This is a genomic window from Nesterenkonia sp. DZ6 (assembly GCF_022565835.1).
Lineage (GTDB): Bacteria > Actinomycetota > Actinomycetes > Actinomycetales > Micrococcaceae > Nesterenkonia.
On record NZ_JAJOYW010000005.1, the window covers coordinates 72,922 to 88,183 of the forward strand.

The following is a 15,262-nucleotide window of genomic DNA, read 5'->3' on the forward strand; positions in this document are numbered from 1 at the left end:
CGGCGGATCAATTCTGACCGACCCCTTGTCCGGGCCTCGAGGTATCCCTAGGCTGGTGCGTAATACACCATAGTGTTGCGAACTAAGCAACAGTAGGTGGCGGCTGAGGGAGCAGGGACATGGCGCAGCACTCCAGGGGTCCGCGCGTGGTGATCGTGGGCCTCGGCGTCGTCGGCGCGGCGGTGGCTGATGAACTGGTGCTGCGCGGCTGGACCGACGTCACCGTGGTGGAGCAGGGGCCCCTGTTCGAGACCGGCGGCTCGAGTTCACATGCTCCTGGCTTCGTCTTCCAGACCTCCCCGAACCGCGCGATGACGCAGCTGGCTCAGCGCACGCTGAGGAAGCTCGACGGCTTGAGCGTGAACGGGGAGTGGGTCTCCAAGCGGGTGGGCGGCATCGAGCTCGCCACCACCGAGGAGCGGCTGCGCGAGCTGCGCCGCCGACAGGGCTTCGCGCAGTCCTGGGGCGTGCCGGCCCAGCTGATCCCACCGGAGCAGATCGCCGCGCTCTGGCCCGGGCTGGACACCACCGGACTGCTCGGCGGGCTGCACACCCCGACCGACGCCGTGGTGAAGGGTGTGCGCGCGGTGGAGTTCCAGGCCCGGCGAGCCGAGACCGGGGGAGCCACGCTGCTGCCCTGGACCCGGGTCTCTGCGGTGAACACCTCAGGCTCACAGGTGACCGGAGTCCAGATCTGTCCCGTCGATGTCGAGGGATCCGGCGTCGACACGAGCGAGACCCTGCCCGCCGACGTCGTCCTGCTCTGCGCCGGACTCTGGGGACCGGGGATGGCGCGCGATCAGCTGGGGCTGGAGCTGCCGATGCTGCCTGTGGAGCACGGATTCGGGTTCAGCCTGCCCGTCTCCACCGGGGTCGACGCGGCCACCGAGGTCGTGAAGCCGATGCTGCGGCATCAGGACTGCGCGATGTACCTGCGCGAGTGGGGGGATCGGATCGCCGTGGGCGCCTATGAGCATCGACCGCTGCCGGTGGCCCCGGATCAGATCGCCGCCGCGGAGGACTTCGCCCGCACCGGGATCCACCCGGCCGTGCACCCCTTCACCGCCGAGGACTTCGCCCCCACCTGGGCCGAGGCGCAGCGCCTGCTGCCCCAGCTGGCCAGGGGCGGGGAGGGTGCGGCGGGACTGGACGCCGCGCGCAGCTTCAACGGGATCTTCTCCTTCACCCCCGACGGCGGTCCCCTGCTGGGGCCCGTGCCGGGCACCGCCGGGCTGTGGATGGCCCAATCGGTCTGGGTCACCCAGTCGGCCGGCGTCGGTGAGGTGATGGCGGACTGGATGACCACCGGAGACCCCGGCATCGACACCCACGGTCTGGACCTGGGTCGCTTCGACCCCGCGGTGGTCTCCTCCCGCTGGGCCCAGGAGCAGGGCGAGGAGTCCTACGACGAGGTCTACGACATCATCCACCCCAAGGCCACCACCCTGCGGATGCGCGGGCTGCGCACCTCGGCCTTCCACCCGCGGCAGCAGGAGCTCGGCGCGGTCTTCGAATCCGCCGCCGGCTGGGAGCGGCCGCTGTGGTTCGAGTCCAACCAGGGACTGGGCGAGGCGCGGCTCGGCGACCAGCCGCTCCCGGATCGAGACGCCTGGTCGGGCAGGCACTGGAGCCCGATCGCGGCCCGCGAGGCCCGGCACCTGCGCGAACACGTGGGGCTGGTGGACATGTCCTCGCTGTCGCGACTGCAGCTGCACAGCACAGGCCACAGCACCACCGACGGCGCTCCACCCAGCACCACCGACGGCACTCAACCCTGCACCGCCGTCGATGCCGACGCTGATCCAGAAGGGCACGGCGCCACCGCCTTCCTGCTGGACCTGCACGCCCGCGGGCTGCTCAGCCGGCGCCCGAGCAGGACCGTGGGCGGCATCGTCTATGCGTTGCTGCTCGATGAGCGAGGACGTGTGCTCTCCGACATCACCCTGGCCCGGACCGGGCCGCAGAGCTATCACCTGGGCATCAACGGCCCCCTGGACACCGCCTGGCTCCGCGCCCGGATCGCGGAGCATCAGCCGGCCGCAGGGGAGACCCTGCAGCTCACCGATGCCGGCACCGGCGCCTGCGGCCTGGGCCTGTGGGGACCACAGGCGCGCACCGTGCTGCAGAAGCTCGTCGCGGAGGACCTCTCCGATGAGCACTTCAAGTTCTACCGTGCCCGGCAGCTGCGGGTGGCAGGGGTTCCGGTGCTCGCCCTGCGGCTGAGCTACGTCGGGGAGCTCGGCTGGGAGCTCTACGCCCCGGCGGAGTTCGGCAGGTTCCTCTGGGACGCGCTGATGGACGCCGGCCAGGCGCAGCAGATCCGCCCCGTGGGGCGGCGCGCGTTCGAGAGCCTGCGGCTGGAGAAGGGCTTCCGACTCTGGGGAACCGACATGACCCGGGAGCACACCCCCGTCGAGGCCGGGGTGGACTTCGCCGTCACCGGGGAGGCGGCGAAGAAGCTCGCCGCGCTCGGGGCTGATGTGCCGCGGCGCCGTCTGCAGTGTCTGGTGCTGGAAGACCCGGCGCAGGTGCTCCTCGGGCACGAACCGGTCTTCGCCCCCGGCGGGACCGACCCGCTGGGCTATGTCACCAGCGCGGATCAGGGCTATACGGTGGGAGAGTCCATCGCCTACGCCTGGCTGGAGGGTTCGGCCCAGGGTGCGGCACGCAGCATCGGAGATCCGGTGGAGATCGCCTGTTTCGGGGAACGGCTGCCGGCCGTCGTCGCCGCGGAGCCGCGCTTCGATCCGGGCAGCACCAGGATGAGGGGATGAGCATGCAGGGTTCAGCCGACTATGACGTGATCGTGATCGGACTGGGATCCATGGGCGGTGCCGCGGCGAACGCGCTCGCCGAACGGGGCGCCCGGGTGCTGGGACTGGAGACCTACCAGCCGGGGCACGACCAGGGGTCCGCCCACGGCGGGACTCGGATCATCCGACAGTCCTATTTCGAGGACTCCGCCTATGTGCCGCTGCTCTTCAGCTCCTATGCCGGATTCCGCAAGCTGGAAGAGGAGTCTGGACGCGAGCTGATGCAGCTCTGCGGGGGCATCTACATCGGGCACCCGGAATCCAAGACCTTCGCCGGCTCGCATGCGGCAGCCCTGGAACACGGGCTCGACCATGAGGTGCTCACCGCCGCCCAGATCCGCGAACGCTTCCCGACCATGGACCCCCACGACGAGGCCATGGGCCTCTATGAGGCCAACGCCGGCTATGTGCGACCAGAAGAGACGGTCCGCGCCAACGCCGAGGTCGCCGCACGCAAGGGCGCCGAGCTGCACTTCGAAGAACCGGTCCGCTGGTGGTCCGCCGACGGAGAGGGCGTCACCGTGCGCACCAGCGCGGGCAGCTACCGGGCCGCGCGGCTGGTGATCACCCCCGGCGCCTGGGCGCCAGAGCTGCTCGCCGGGATGCGGCTTCCGCTGAGCGTGGAGCGGATGGTCTTCCACTGGTTCGCCCCCGACTTCGACGCCGTCCCCTACCCCGCCTGGAGCGAGGAACAGCATCCGGTCTACGTGGAGCAGACGTGTGAGAACCTGCAGATCTACGGGTTCCCGATGACCGACGGACCCGACGGGGGCTTCAAGCTCGGCTTCTTCCGTGAAGGCATCCCCACCACTGCGAACACCATCGATCGCAGCATCTACCCGGCCGAGAACGTGCGCATGCAGGCCCGCGCGCGGGAGCTGTTCCCACACCTGAGCGGGGATGTGGTCCAGGCCAAGACCTGTCTGTACACGGTGACCCCGGACGAGCACTTCGTCATCGGCCTGCATCCTGAGCATCCCCAGGTCTCGGTGGCCTGCGGCTTCTCCGGCCACGGCTTCAAATTCGTGCCGGTGGTCGGAGAGATCCTGGCCGATCTGGCGCTGGACGGGCACACCGCGCACCCCATCGGGCTCTTCGACCCGCAGCGCAGTAGTCTGCAGGGATGAGGACCATCGAACTGCCCGCCGCCGGACGCTCCACCTCCCAGCTGGTGCTGGGACTGATGCGGATCGCGGACAAGACCGACCAACAGGTCCGGGAGCTCTATGACCGTGCCCGAGCGGCCGGGGTGGACTTCCTCGATCATGCCGACATCTATGGGGAGACCCCGCACCAGTGCGAACGCCGTTTCGCCGAGGCGGTCAAGCTCACCAGCGCCGAACGCGACGAGGTGCTGATCCAGTCCAAGGTCGGCATCGTCAAGGACGGCCCCTTCTACGACTTCTCCTATGAGCACATCATCACCGAGGTGGAGGAATCGCTGCGGTCGCTGCAGACCGATCACCTCGACCTCCTGCTCCTGCACCGGCCCGACCCCCTGGTCGAGCCCGCCGAGGTGGCCCGGGCCTTCGACGAGCTCCAGTCCGCCGGGAAGGTGCGCCACTTCGGAGTCTCCAACCACACGGTGGGACAGATCGAGCTGCTCCGCACCGCGGTGACCCAGCCGCTGGTGGTCAACCAGATCCAGCTCTCCCTGGTCCACGCCCCGATCCTCACCGAGGGCGCCCAGGCCAACACCCTGGGCCAGACCGGCGCGGTCACCCCGGCCGGGGCCGACATCGTCGAGTACTGCCGCCGGCACGCGATCACGCTCCAGGCATGGTCGCCGTTTCAGTCACCCAGCGGGGTGTTCCTGGACAACCCGGACTACCCCGAGCTCAACGCGGTGCTGGGGCGGCTGGCGCAGCAGCACGGGGTCACTCCGACCGGGATCGCCACAGCCTGGCTGACCCGGCACCCCGCCGACATCCAGGTGGTGCTCGGCACCACCCAGGGCAGCCGGGTGGAAGAGGCCGCCGCCGGGTCCGAGATCAGGCTTTCGCGCCGGGAGTGGTACGAGCTGCTGGTCGCGGCCGGGCACCGGCTTCCCTGAGGGCTGGAACCTCTGAGCTTCATCAGCTTCTGAGGACACCGTGTCTCTGCCCGACGCGGGGCGCAGCTCAGGCGCGGTAGCGTCCGGGGCGATGGTTCAGCGCCAGCACCAGGTTCAGCAGCACCGCGCCCAGCGCCGAGTAGAGCACATTCAGCGGGGCGACGACGGTCAGCGCCAGCAGGATGACCACCACGTCCAGGCTCATCTGCACATATCCGGCGCGCAGACCCAGCCGCTCCTGCGCCACGAGGGCCACGATGTTGAACCCGCCCAGGCTCGCCCCGTGGCGGAAGATCGCGAGCAGCCCCATGCCGATCACGATATTGCCCGCCGGCACCCCGTAGAGCGGGTTGAGCTCGGGCAGGGCCAGCATCGGTCCGTGCAGCAGCGCGTAGCCCGAGACGATCGCGACGGCGGCAACGGTCTTGAGCGTGAAGGTCCAGCCCTTCTTCCAGATGGCCAGCGCGAAGAAGGGCACATTCACCAGCAGGAAGAGCCAGGAGAAGTTCAACGGGGTCGCGTAGGTCAGCAGCAGCGCAAGCCCTGCGGTGCCCCCGGTGACCGCCTCGGACTGCTGGAGCACATAGAGGCCCAGGGACGCGAGGAAGGTGCCGATCAGCACGCCGAAGACGTCTTCGGCGGGTGAATGCGGGATGGTTCTCTCCTCTGGCCAGGGAGGAACGTTCTGGGATCCGGACATGAGCGTCAGCCTATAGCGGGTCAACCCCGGTTCAGCGCGGAACAACGGGCTAAGTGAGCACCGTCACGGCGGCCGGGTGGTTGCGTATGGCATTCATCTGTAGGCGCCGCGCAGCATCGGCGGCGTAAGCTGGAGCTCCAAGACTTCAACGGCGAATCGAGGACACCCCCATGGATCCTGTGACACCTGCGCATGCGGCCCAGTACGGCGAGAACGGCGCAGAGGATCTCTCTTATGATCCCGAGTTCTGCGGACGTGTGGTCTGCGCGCGCGACGTCATCCGCGCGCTGCCCATGGTGGTCTTCGAGTTCCTCGCGGACCCCGCGCTGCAGGTCGAGTTCGACGGCAATGACAACCTCGCGAAGGCCGAGGCCGGCCAGCGGGTGCGCGGCGTCGGCGATGTCTTCCGCATGGAGCTCACCAACGGCAAGGTGCGGGAGAACCACGTGGTGGAGTTCCTCGAAGGGCAGCTCATCGCCTGGAAGCCCTCCACCCTGGGTGAGGCGCCAGCCGGTCATCTCTGGCGCTGGTCGCTGGCGGCCACCGAGGACGGTGGCACCGAGGTCACCCACACCTATGACTGGTCCCAGCTGCATGACGAGCAGCGGCTTGCCCGTGCCAGGTCCACGAGCTCCGCGACTCTGGCCCGATCTGTTGCGCGCCTGAAGACCGTGGTGGAGACCTCCGCCTAAGCTTGGGCTCCATGGAGAGCCAGACCGTCACGCAGTTCACCGAGACCGCCACGCAGTTCAGCAAGACCGTGGTCGCCGCCGCCCTGATGCGTCAGCGGCCCGGTCACGACGTCGAGCTCTTCATCGCCCGCAGAACCGCCCCGGAGCCCGTGGCGGGCATGTGGGAGTTTCCCGGCGGCAAGCTCGAGCCCGGTGAGACGCTGCACCAGGGACTGCACCGCGAGCTGAGCGAGGAGCTCGGCGTCGCCGTGGCTCTGCATGCGGAAGTCATCGGCAATGGGCACGGCGCCTACTTCGCCGAGGCCGGCTGGTGGCTGAAGGATACGACGGCGATGCGGCTCTTCCGCGGGGAGGTCCTCGCCGGTGAGCCGTTCCCACTTCAAGACCATGACCGTGTGGACTGGGTCCCGGTCACCGCGCGGCTGCTGGACTACCCGTGGATTCCGGCGGACCGACCGATCGTGGAACAGATCATCAGGGACCGAGACTCCTGAGCAAAAACGTATGACGGGCGTCTGAGCAGGACCTTCGCCGCATCTCGCGTGGGGAGATGCGCGCAGAGGCAGTGAGGAGGGCCCCTGCGCGCATCGCGCTTCCCATCGCGCAAGGCCATTAGAACACCTATTCTACGGCCCGGCAAGCGTCCAGGTTGAAACGTCGAAGTTCTGTTCTATCGACGCTTTCTGTGAGAAATCTGTCAGAACGCAGGTTCGATGCGAACGCGCTGTCCCGAGTTCCGGCCGGCACCCCGACCGGTGTCTCGGGCGCCGTTCCAGACGGTGTTCCAACCGGATCTCCAGCCGGTCCCTGAGCCGGTCCTTCAGGCGGAGCCTCGACCCTCGCGCCGGTCCCTGACCCGCCGGGCCCGCTCCAGCCGGGGGAGCACGCGCAGGGCCAGGATGATCGCCCCGGGCAGGGTGGAGGCCAGCGCCAGCAGGCCATAGCTGATCGAAGCCGTCACACCGAGGTGCGGGGCGAATCCGGCGAGCGAGAATGCCCATGCGGCCGCGGCTTCACGGGGTCCCCAGCCGCCGAATCCCAGCGGGACCGACATTCCGGCGATCGCGACTGCCGCCAGTCCGGGGGCCCAGGCCAGCGGAATCGTGGGGGTCACCACGAGAATCGTCAGCGCGAACAGTGCGGCGAAGGCCGCCCATCCGGTGGCGGAGAGCAGCACCACCTGAATGAGGTCACCACGAGAGAGCGGCTTCAGCCAGCGCCAGGCCACGACGACGGCGGCGGTCGCGACGCCCAACGAGGCGAGCCCCGCGAGCGGCGCCAGCACCAGGAGGGTCAGTCCAGCAGCGATGAACGCCACCGCGGTGCCCATCAGCCGCTCAGCGGCCATGGCCGCGAACGCCCGGCGCAGCGCGCTGCCGCCAGCCTCGACCTCGGCGTCGCTGCTGTCGTCGGCCGCCCGCAGCGCGTCCCCTGCCAGCCCCCCGGGGAGCACCCCGTTGAGGAAGGCCGCCTGCCAGCAGCGTGCGATCGCGGGGCCGACGCCGATGCTGATCCGGTGGTGGCGGGCGATCACGCGCCAGCGCAGGGCCTGGGTGAGCACACCGATCCCGCCGAGCAGCGCCGCGGCGGGGAAGATCCACACCGGGAGCAGCCTGAACGCGTCCATGAACGGGGTCATGCCCCACTGGGCGGCGAGGAAGCCGAAGATGCCCAGCGTGATCGCGACCTGCAGCCCGGCGAAGAGGAAGGTGTGTCCCCTGCGGACGGTCTGGCTGCGCTGGTCGAGGCTCATCGCGTCACCGGGTGGAGGTGCCTGGCAGACTCAACAGGTCGAGATGTCCCACGCTGACCCGCAGCTCGCCCTGGGACAGCTGCGACTCGCGCGCCGAGAGCCAGTCCTGAGCGACGCCTGCCAGCGACGGGTCATGTTCCACAGCCACAGCGGCGCGATCGCGGAGATACCGCTGGATCAGCGCCGCCTCCGTGGAGTCCAGCGCCCAGTCGGTCGCGATCAGTGTGACCTCTGCGCCGCGATCGCGCAGCAGCTGCGCCACGGTGTGGGCGGCGTCGGGCCCCAGCAGGCCGTCTCGGCGCTGGTGGGCGTCGAAGGCGTCGGTGATGACCGCGTCGCTGGGGTGGCCGGGCTGGATCTCCACGTTCCCGGTCACGGTGAGGCTCAGCAGCGCCGAGACGTGAGCCCCGGCCGCGGGGCCGGCGATCGCGTCGGCGAGCACCTCGGCCTCGCTGGGGCTGAGCAGGTCCAGCAGTGCCGAGCAGGTCACCAGCTGGACCTGCTCGCCACGGGTCAGGCGCGGGAGGTCCTCGATGGTGCCCAGCACCCGGGTGGTCTCACCGGGACCGGCGGCGGAGGGGTCCTCCGCGGCGACCTCGAGGAGATCCGCGTCATGGTCGAGCAGCGTCCAGTGCTGCGCGACGGACAGTCGTGGGGCCAGCCAGGCCTGGTTGGACCCGGTGCCGGCCCCGACGTCGATGACGTGCACGGAGGAGGGTGGCGGCACGGGTGCCGGGGCGGGCACGGAGCCGGCGTCGTCGGTATCTGAACCGGCGGTGTCCGAGCCGGTCGCAGCTGAGCCGGTGGGGATGGGCAGCAGCTCGTCCAGCCGTGCGATCAGCGTCTCGATCAGCGGGGCGGCCTTCTCGCGGGCCTGGTGATCGGCGCGGCGGCGCTGACCCAGCCAATCGGCGGGCACCGGCCGCGTCACCATTCGATCGCCGTTCTGAGATCCTGCGCTGCGTGTGACCATGTCCGAAGTCTAGCCCGGTGCGCCTGCGCGGCGCGGCGCCATTGCTGGCGCAGATGCACATCGCTCGACCAGGCGCGCAGCAGGTCTGACCAGGCGCTGGGGTCGTATGGATCCAGCGCGGCCCCGGGGGTCGGGAGCTCGGACCGAGGCCCCGACGGGTCACCGCACAGGGCGTCCTGCGCACCGGTCCCGGCTCCCACCAGTGCGGGGATCCCGCGGGCGAGCGCCTCGGTGACCACCATCCCGTAGGTCTCGGCCAGGGAGGGAAGCACCAGGAGGTCCGTCTCACCCCACAGGGTCTCCAGCTGCTGCCCGGACACGGGGCCGATCACCGCGGCACGTCCGTCGGGCAGCGCGTCGGCGGCGGCGCGGACCCGCCCCGCATAGCCGGGATCCTGACCTTCCGGCCCGGCGATCACCACGCTCCAGGGCAGTGCGGTGAGCTCTCCGAGGGCCTGCAGCAGACCCAGCGGGTTCTTCCGCGGGGTCACCGCTCCGAGGAAGAGCAGCCGCGCCGGCAGGCTGCCCGCCGCCAGCGCAGCAGGGTCGACCCCGGGCTCCGCCACCGAGACCTGTCCCAGTCCGTAACGAGACTGCAGGTCATCGTGCGCCCACCCGCTGGTGCACACGACGACGTGCGCGGCGCTCACCGCTGCGGCCTCGCCGGCGGCAAGCCGCTGCTGCTCGCCGGGGGTCAGCCCCGACTCGGCCGGCAGCGGCAGATGCACCAGCATCGCGACCCGCGTGCCCGCAGCGGCGGCGACGCGGAGCTCCTCCGGGGCGGCGGAGGCGATGATCCCGTCGATCAGCACCCGCCGGTGCTGCCGCAGGCGCTGCGCCAGGATTCGACGGTCCGCGGGGGCGGGTCGGGGCCAGGCTCCGGGGACTGGGACCTCTTCGACGTCGAGGCCCATAGTCCGCCATTGTGCGAGCACCCGCTGGTTATAGGCCAGCCCGCCGCTGGGTCCGGGAAGGTCGGCGGGCACGATGAACGCGTATCGCGCCATCAGCGCGTCTTCCCGGTGCGGGCGAAGCGTTCCAGGCCGATGGCGTCCCGGGCGAAGGAGAGGACCAGCAGGGTCAGCGCGATCGCGGTCACGGCCGCGGCGAAGGGGACAGGGGTGATCGGCAGCAGCGCGACCCACAGCACCGAGGCCTGGATCGCGGCCACGGTCCGGCGGAACAGGCTGTAGCGCAGCTCCCCGCGCAGCGCCGGGCGGATTCGGGCAGCGGCTGCGAAGAGGTAGCGCATCGCGCCGATCGCCACCGCCCACCAGCCCACGGTGGCCGCCGCGATGAGCGACACCACCAGGAGCGCGGCCGCATCGGCCTCCATGTCCAACCGCGCACCCGAGGCGCTGGAGCTGCGCGTGTGCCGGGCCACCCAGCCATCGACGGCGTCGAGCAGCAGTGCGACACCGATGACCACCGCCAGGACCCAGCTGCGGGCGGGGATCGCCTCGGCGAATATCAGCACCGCCGCGGCGGTGAGCACCCCGATCAGTCCCACGCGGAGCAGGGTCACCCGGTCAGCGGTGGTCACCGCGCGGGGCCGGCGCCGCAGCAATGAGACGGCCGCGACGGCCGGGGCGATGAGCGCGACGGCCATGATCACCACGGCGGTCCCCGCATTCGGAGCGAGAGTCAGGGCCAGCACCAGCGCGACGGCACCGGGGGCGAGGATCAGGACGACGGCGTCCCACGCCACCCGGCCGCGACCGGTGCCTCCCGCAGATGCGCCCGCATCAGGTCCTCCGGCGGCTGAGGACCCAGCTCCAGGCGTCCGGCCCCCGTGTCGATCGGGGCCGCGCCCTGTCTTCTCCATGTCAGATAACCTAGCCGGGATTCGCACCACCGGCAGGGACTCTGCGCTCAATGCCCAGGTCCGCTGTTCAGCGCCTGGTCCTGTATCCGGTCCACCGCGAGCCGGATCGCTCCACGCCGGACCGCGTCGGCCCCGAGCGTCGAAGCTTCGATCTGCAGCCACGGCGCATAGAGGTACTGGGCGAGCTTCTGCTTCGCGAGCGCGGCCACGTCGGTCAGCGCCGGAGCGATGGCTCCGGAGACCAGGATCCGATCCAGATCGAGCAGGCCGGAGAGCACCACGCAGATCCGCGCCAGCCGGTCCGCGAGCTGGTCGATGATCTCCCGCGCGAGCGGATCCCCCTGCGCCGCCGCAGCGAAGACATGTTCCGAGGTCACCGCCTCGGCAGTCACCTCACCCAGCGGACCGGCAAGCTCTGGGGTCTTCTGCAGGGCCTCTCGGGCGAGGTGGCGGGCCCACCAGCCCAGCCCGTTCGCGGACTCGACGCCGTGCACCAGATCGAGCATGCCGAGCTCGCCGATGCCGCCGCGCGGCTGGTGCAGCAGACGCCCCTCCATCACGATTCCGGCGCCGAGGCGCTCCCCGGAGAGGATCACGGCGAAGGAGTCGTGCAAGGAGCTGGACTGCAGGTCCAGCTCCGCCAGGGCGGCGAGATTGGCGTCATTGTCCACCGCGCAGTCCCAGCCGTGCTCGGCCCCCAGGGAGATCAGCTCGGGGTTCATCAGGCTCCAGAAGGGATTCAGCCCCCTGGGGGAGTGCCCTGACGAGTCCACCGGCGCGGGCACTGCGATGACCAGGCACGCGACGTCGGCGTGGGCGAGCCCGGCCTGCGCCAGGGCCGCGTCGACCGTGTCCAGGATCGTGCGTCGTCGCTCCTGGGCCGGCTGCGGCGGGGCGTCGGATCCCTGTGGATTCGACTCTCGGGTGGCGCAGCCGACCTCGACGCCGCGCAGGTTCGCCACCGCCGCGGTGACCTGGTGCAGGCCGGCGTCGACGCCGATCACATGGCAGGCATCTTCACGGAAGGCGTACCGCAGGGCCGGGCGGCCCTTGGTGTACTGACCGGCCTGGCGGGAGTTCTCGGACACCTCCAGCCAGCCCTGCTCGGTGAGCTCTCGGCACAGCGTCAGGATCGTGGCCCGGGTGAGTCCGGTCGCGTGCATCAGCTCCGTGGCGGTGCTGGGCTCGCGGCCCCACATGCAGCTCAGCACGCGCTGCGCATTGAGCTGGCGGATCAGCTGGGAAGAACCAGCCGGCGCAGGAGGACGCGTCTGACTCATGGGTGGCCTGCTTCCGAACTGTCTTGTCGAGGAGGAATCCTCCGCACATTATTGCATCGCTTATATTAAGTCTTTATATTAAAGCGGGATTGGAGTTGCCAGGGTTCGACAGCACATGGCTGCGCGCTCTCCGGGCTCACCCAGGGCGCCGTCCAACGATCTCCTCGCAACCTGGATCCAGGTTGCGAGACCCACCCGAAACAACGAGAGGACGAGAACCCCTTGTCATTCGCCTCCACCGCAGAATCGCCGACAGCAGCCGCCGGACTCGGCAGCGACCCCCAGTGGTGGCGCCAGGCCGCGGTCTACCAGATCTACCCGCGCTCCTTCGCCGATGCCGACGGCAACGGCATCGGAGACCTGCGCGGCATCACCTCGCGGGTGGGGTATCTGCAGGACCTCGGGATCGACGCCGTCTGGCTCAGCCCCTTCTACCCCTCGGCGCTGGCCGACGGCGGCTACGACGTGGACGACTACCGTGACGTCGACCCCAAGATCGGCACGCTGGAAGACTTCGACACCATGATCGACGCGCTGCACCGCGCGGGGATCCGACTGATCGTGGACATCGTGCCCAACCACACCTCGGACCGCCACGAATGGTTCCTCGAGGCGCTGAAGTCGCCGAAGGGATCGGCCGCCCGGGAGCGCTACATCTTCCGCGACGGCACCGGCGCAGCGGGAGAGCAGCCGCCGTCGGACTGGACCTCGATCTTCGGCGGGCCCGCCTGGACCAGGATCACCGAACCCGATGGCTCTCCAGGTCAGTGGTTCCTGCACAGCTTCGCGAAGGAACAGCCGGACCTGAACTGGCACAACCGCGAGGTCCACGAGGACTTCCTGCAGACTCTGCGCTTCTGGTCCGACCGCGGCGTGGACGGATTCCGGGTCGACGTCGCACACGGATTGTCCAAGGACCTGCCGGCGAACCTGCCCAGCCAGGCCGAGCTGGACGCCACGCCGAAGGACGGTGCCCACCCCATCTGGGACCGGGACGAGGTCCACGAGATCTACCGCGAATGGCGCGGAGTCTTCAACGAGTACGACCCGCCGAAGATCGGCGTGGCAGAGGCCTGGGTGGATTCGGCCCGCCGGCCGAAGTACGCCTCCGCCGAGGGGCTGGGCCAGGCATTCAACTTCGACCTGCTCGAGGCCAGCTTCGACGCTGCGCAGTTCCGCGAGACGGTGACCTTCAACCTGGAGCTGGCGGCCAAGTCCGGGTCCTCCAGCACCTGGGTGCTCTCGAACCACGACGTGGTGCGCCACGCAACCCGCTACGGACTCCCGCCCAAGGCGCCGCAGGAGGACAAGGCCGGCACTCACTGGCTGCTCACCGCCGGCACCTCTCCGGAGCTGGAAGCCGAGGCCGGGCTGCGTCGGGCCCGGGCCGCCTCGCTGTTCGAGCTTGCGCTGCCCGGCAGCGCCTACCTCTACCAGGGGGAGGAGCTGGGGCTGCACGAGGTCGCCGAGATCCCTGACACCGACCGACAGGACCCGACGTTCTTCCGCAGCCCCGGGTTCAGCGTCGGCCGCGATGGCTGCCGGGTCCCGATGCCCTGGTCCAGTGCAGGGGGGAGCTTAGGGTTCGGTGAGGGCGATGCCCATCTGCCCCAGCCAGAGTGGTTCGCCCGCTACAGCGTGCAGGCTCAGGACACGGTCGAGGACTCGACCCTGAACCTCTACCGGCGTGCGCTGCAGCTGCGCCGCGAGCTGCAGGGCGAGGACGCGCTGGAGTGGATTGAGCTGCCCGGTTCTGAGGTGCTGGCCTTCCGGCGCCCCGGGGGATGGCTCTGTGTGACCAACTTCGGCGACGAGGCGGTCCCGCTGCCCGACGGGGAGGTGCTGGTGAGCTCCCAGCCGCTCGCTGTGGACGTGCTGCCGGGGGAGACCACGGTCTGGCTGCGTGAGCACTGACCTCTCCGGGCATCCCTCGATCGCTGTGCGACAGACGCGTGGGCCCTGAGTCTGCGTGCTGTGCGGCGGTTCCGCTGCGCAGCCCCGATGCGAGGGCCGCAGCCCTTCACCGGTAGCGTGAAAGTCATGGACGCCACCGCCTGGACCTCCCAGACCCGGCGCCCGGGCCTCATGCTCGGTGCCATGCTGCTGGCCGTGACACTCCCGGCCTGTGGCTCGAGTGCCGGGGCGCCGGAAGACGCCTCCTCCGAGCAGTCTGATGTCGCTCCCGAGGGGGATGACGCCGGAGATGCCGCCGAGGCAGCTGACGCGGATGCGGAAGGCGGGGCGGATGAAGACTCGACCGGCGCTGCAGACCCAGCGGACGGGGAAGACTCAGCCGACCAGGAAGACTCAGCAGCAGCCGACGCACAGGCCGACGCACAGGCCGAGGCCGAGCCGGCCGAGCTCCCCGGTGGGGGCGACACGCTCTTCCCCGACCGGCGCTTCCTCGCCGCCTATGGCGCCCCCGGGATCCCCGCGCTCGGGGTCCTGGGTGAGGGCGAGCCGGAGGACGCCGCCGAGCGGGTGAAGTTCTACGCCGAGCAGTACCAGGAGCACTCCGAGGAGCCGGTCCAGCCGGCCTTCGAGATCATCACCTCCATCGCCACCAACGAGCCCGGGCTGGACGGCAACTACAGCAACGCCCTGGATCCCGAGGTCATCGAGCCCTGGGTGGACCTGGCCGCCGAGGAGGACATCTACGTGGTCCTCGACCTGCAGCCCGGCCACGCCAGCTTCCTGGACCAGGCCCAGAGATATGAGGAGTTCCTGGCCCAGCCCCACGTGGGCCTCGCCCTGGACCCCGAATGGCGGCTCAGCGAGGGACAGCGGCACATGGAGCAGATCGGTTCGGTCAGCGCCGAGGAGATCAACGAGGTCGCCGACTGGCTGGCCGGACTGACCGCGGAGCATGAGCTTCCGCAGAAGCTGCTGGTGCTGCACCAGTTCAATCACGCCATGATCTCCAGCCGCGAGGAGATCGACACCTCCCACGAAGAGCTGGCCATCCTGCTCCACGCCGACGGCCACGGCACCCCTCAGATGAAGACCGAGACCTACGAGACCCTGCAGCAGGGTCTCAGCGAAGACATCTGGCTCGGCTGGAAGAACTTCTACGACGAGGACTCACCGACCTTCACCTCGGAGCAGACCTTTGACGTCGACCCCAAACCGTGGTTCGTCTCCTACCAGTGACCCGCATAAACTGACCGGGATTG

Annotated in this window: 13 protein-coding genes; 7 read left to right on the forward strand and 6 right to left on the reverse strand. The window is 69.8% G+C overall.

The features are described 5' to 3' along the window. The first annotated feature begins 119 nt into the window (after positions 1–119). From LTH93_RS12340 to LTH93_RS12350, 3 genes are read left to right on the forward strand one after another with little or no spacing between them, the layout of a single operon-like run. Positions 120–2,774 (forward strand): GcvT family protein, encoded by a 2,655-nt coding sequence (locus LTH93_RS12340; RefSeq protein ID WP_241471122.1) that lies wholly within the window; start codon positions 120–122, stop codon positions 2,772–2,774. Next, positions 2,771–3,940 (forward strand): N-methyl-L-tryptophan oxidase, encoded by a 1,170-nt coding sequence (solA, locus tag LTH93_RS12345; protein ID WP_241471123.1) that lies wholly within the window; start codon positions 2,771–2,773, stop codon positions 3,938–3,940. Before LTH93_RS12340 ends, solA begins: the two co-directional genes overlap by 4 nt. Next, on the forward strand, positions 3,937–4,866 hold the full coding sequence (locus LTH93_RS12350; RefSeq protein ID WP_241471124.1) for an aldo/keto reductase: 930 nt from the start codon (positions 3,937–3,939) through the stop codon (positions 4,864–4,866). Before solA ends, LTH93_RS12350 begins: the two co-directional genes overlap by 4 nt. Before the next feature lie 67 nt (positions 4,867–4,933). Here the strand turns inward: LTH93_RS12350 and LTH93_RS12355 are convergent, their stop codons facing one another. Further along, a complete protein-coding gene (locus LTH93_RS12355) occupies positions 4,934–5,566 on the reverse strand; it encodes a YitT family protein (protein ID WP_241466269.1) in 633 nt (210 codons plus the stop codon). Positions 5,567–5,736: 170 nt separating this feature from the next. On the opposite strand from LTH93_RS12355, the gene LTH93_RS12360 reads away from it, so the two are divergent. Continuing rightward, the gene (locus tag LTH93_RS12360; protein ID WP_370642760.1) at positions 5,737–6,258 is read left to right on the forward strand and encodes a polyketide cyclase; all 522 of its coding nucleotides are present in this window, start codon (positions 5,737–5,739) and stop codon (positions 6,256–6,258) included. Between the two features lie 11 nt (positions 6,259–6,269). After that, on the forward strand, positions 6,270–6,752 hold the full coding sequence (locus tag LTH93_RS12365; protein ID WP_241466270.1) for a (deoxy)nucleoside triphosphate pyrophosphohydrolase: 483 nt from the start codon (positions 6,270–6,272) through the stop codon (positions 6,750–6,752). A 326-nt stretch (positions 6,753–7,078) separates the two neighbouring features. Here the strand turns inward: LTH93_RS12365 and LTH93_RS12370 are convergent, their stop codons facing one another. Genes LTH93_RS12370 through LTH93_RS12390 form a run of 5 tightly spaced genes read right to left on the reverse strand, consistent with a single transcriptional unit; the run spans position 7,079 to position 12,089 of the window. Next, complete coding sequence (locus LTH93_RS12370; RefSeq protein WP_241471125.1) at positions 7,079–8,011, reverse strand: lysylphosphatidylglycerol synthase transmembrane domain-containing protein; 933 nt, start codon at positions 8,009–8,011, stop codon at positions 7,079–7,081. 4 nt (positions 8,012–8,015) lie between these two features. Then, on the reverse strand, positions 8,016–8,984 hold the full coding sequence (locus LTH93_RS12375) for a class I SAM-dependent methyltransferase (RefSeq protein ID WP_241471126.1): 969 nt from the start codon (positions 8,982–8,984) through the stop codon (positions 8,016–8,018). Then, on the reverse strand, positions 8,939–9,991 hold the full coding sequence (locus LTH93_RS12380) for a glycosyltransferase family 4 protein (protein WP_241471127.1): 1,053 nt from the start codon (positions 9,989–9,991) through the stop codon (positions 8,939–8,941). The genes LTH93_RS12375 and LTH93_RS12380 overlap by 46 nt, the downstream gene beginning before the upstream one ends. Beyond that, on the reverse strand, positions 9,991–10,809 hold the full coding sequence (locus tag LTH93_RS12385; protein WP_241471128.1) for a CDP-alcohol phosphatidyltransferase family protein: 819 nt from the start codon (positions 10,807–10,809) through the stop codon (positions 9,991–9,993). The genes LTH93_RS12380 and LTH93_RS12385 overlap by 1 nt, the downstream gene beginning before the upstream one ends. Positions 10,810–10,856: 47 nt before the next feature. Beyond that, entirely contained in the window at positions 10,857–12,089 is a 1,233-nt protein-coding gene (locus tag LTH93_RS12390) for an ROK family protein (protein WP_241471129.1), read from the reverse strand. 222 nt (positions 12,090–12,311) lie between these two features. Here LTH93_RS12390 and LTH93_RS12395 point away from each other — a divergent pair, with 222 nt between their 5' ends. Both LTH93_RS12395 and LTH93_RS12400 read left to right on the forward strand, forming a co-directional pair. Next, the gene (locus LTH93_RS12395; protein ID WP_241471130.1) at positions 12,312–14,003 is read left to right on the forward strand and encodes a glycoside hydrolase family 13 protein; all 1,692 of its coding nucleotides are present in this window, start codon (positions 12,312–12,314) and stop codon (positions 14,001–14,003) included. 126 nt (positions 14,004–14,129) lie between these two features. Beyond that, on the forward strand, positions 14,130–15,239 hold the full coding sequence (locus tag LTH93_RS12400) for a hypothetical protein (RefSeq protein WP_241471131.1): 1,110 nt from the start codon (positions 14,130–14,132) through the stop codon (positions 15,237–15,239). Positions 15,240–15,262 lie beyond the last annotated feature (23 nt).

Coding starts and splice junctions, on each gene's coding strand:
- LTH93_RS12380 (WP_241471127.1), bottom strand. CDS start 9,991: ATGGCGCGATACGCGTTCATCGTGCCCGCCGACCTTCCCGGACCCAGC.
- solA (WP_241471123.1), top strand. CDS start 2,771: ATGAGCATGCAGGGTTCAGCCGACTATGACGTGATCGTGATCGGACTG.
- LTH93_RS12370 (WP_241471125.1), bottom strand. CDS start 8,011: ATGAGCCTCGACCAGCGCAGCCAGACCGTCCGCAGGGGACACACCTTC.
- LTH93_RS12390 (WP_241471129.1), bottom strand. CDS start 12,089: ATGAGTCAGACGCGTCCTCCTGCGCCGGCTGGTTCTTCCCAGCTGATC.
- LTH93_RS12355 (WP_241466269.1), bottom strand. CDS start 5,566: ATGTCCGGATCCCAGAACGTTCCTCCCTGGCCAGAGGAGAGAACCATC.
- LTH93_RS12365 (WP_241466270.1), top strand. CDS start 6,270: ATGGAGAGCCAGACCGTCACGCAGTTCACCGAGACCGCCACGCAGTTC.
- LTH93_RS12340 (WP_241471122.1), top strand. CDS start 120: ATGGCGCAGCACTCCAGGGGTCCGCGCGTGGTGATCGTGGGCCTCGGC.
- LTH93_RS12385 (WP_241471128.1), bottom strand. CDS start 10,809: ATGGAGAAGACAGGGCGCGGCCCCGATCGACACGGGGGCCGGACGCCT.
- LTH93_RS12350 (WP_241471124.1), top strand. CDS start 3,937: ATGAGGACCATCGAACTGCCCGCCGCCGGACGCTCCACCTCCCAGCTG.
- LTH93_RS12360 (WP_370642760.1), top strand. CDS start 5,737: ATGGATCCTGTGACACCTGCGCATGCGGCCCAGTACGGCGAGAACGGC.
- LTH93_RS12400 (WP_241471131.1), top strand. CDS start 14,130: ATGGACGCCACCGCCTGGACCTCCCAGACCCGGCGCCCGGGCCTCATG.
- LTH93_RS12375 (WP_241471126.1), bottom strand. CDS start 8,984: ATGGTCACACGCAGCGCAGGATCTCAGAACGGCGATCGAATGGTGACG.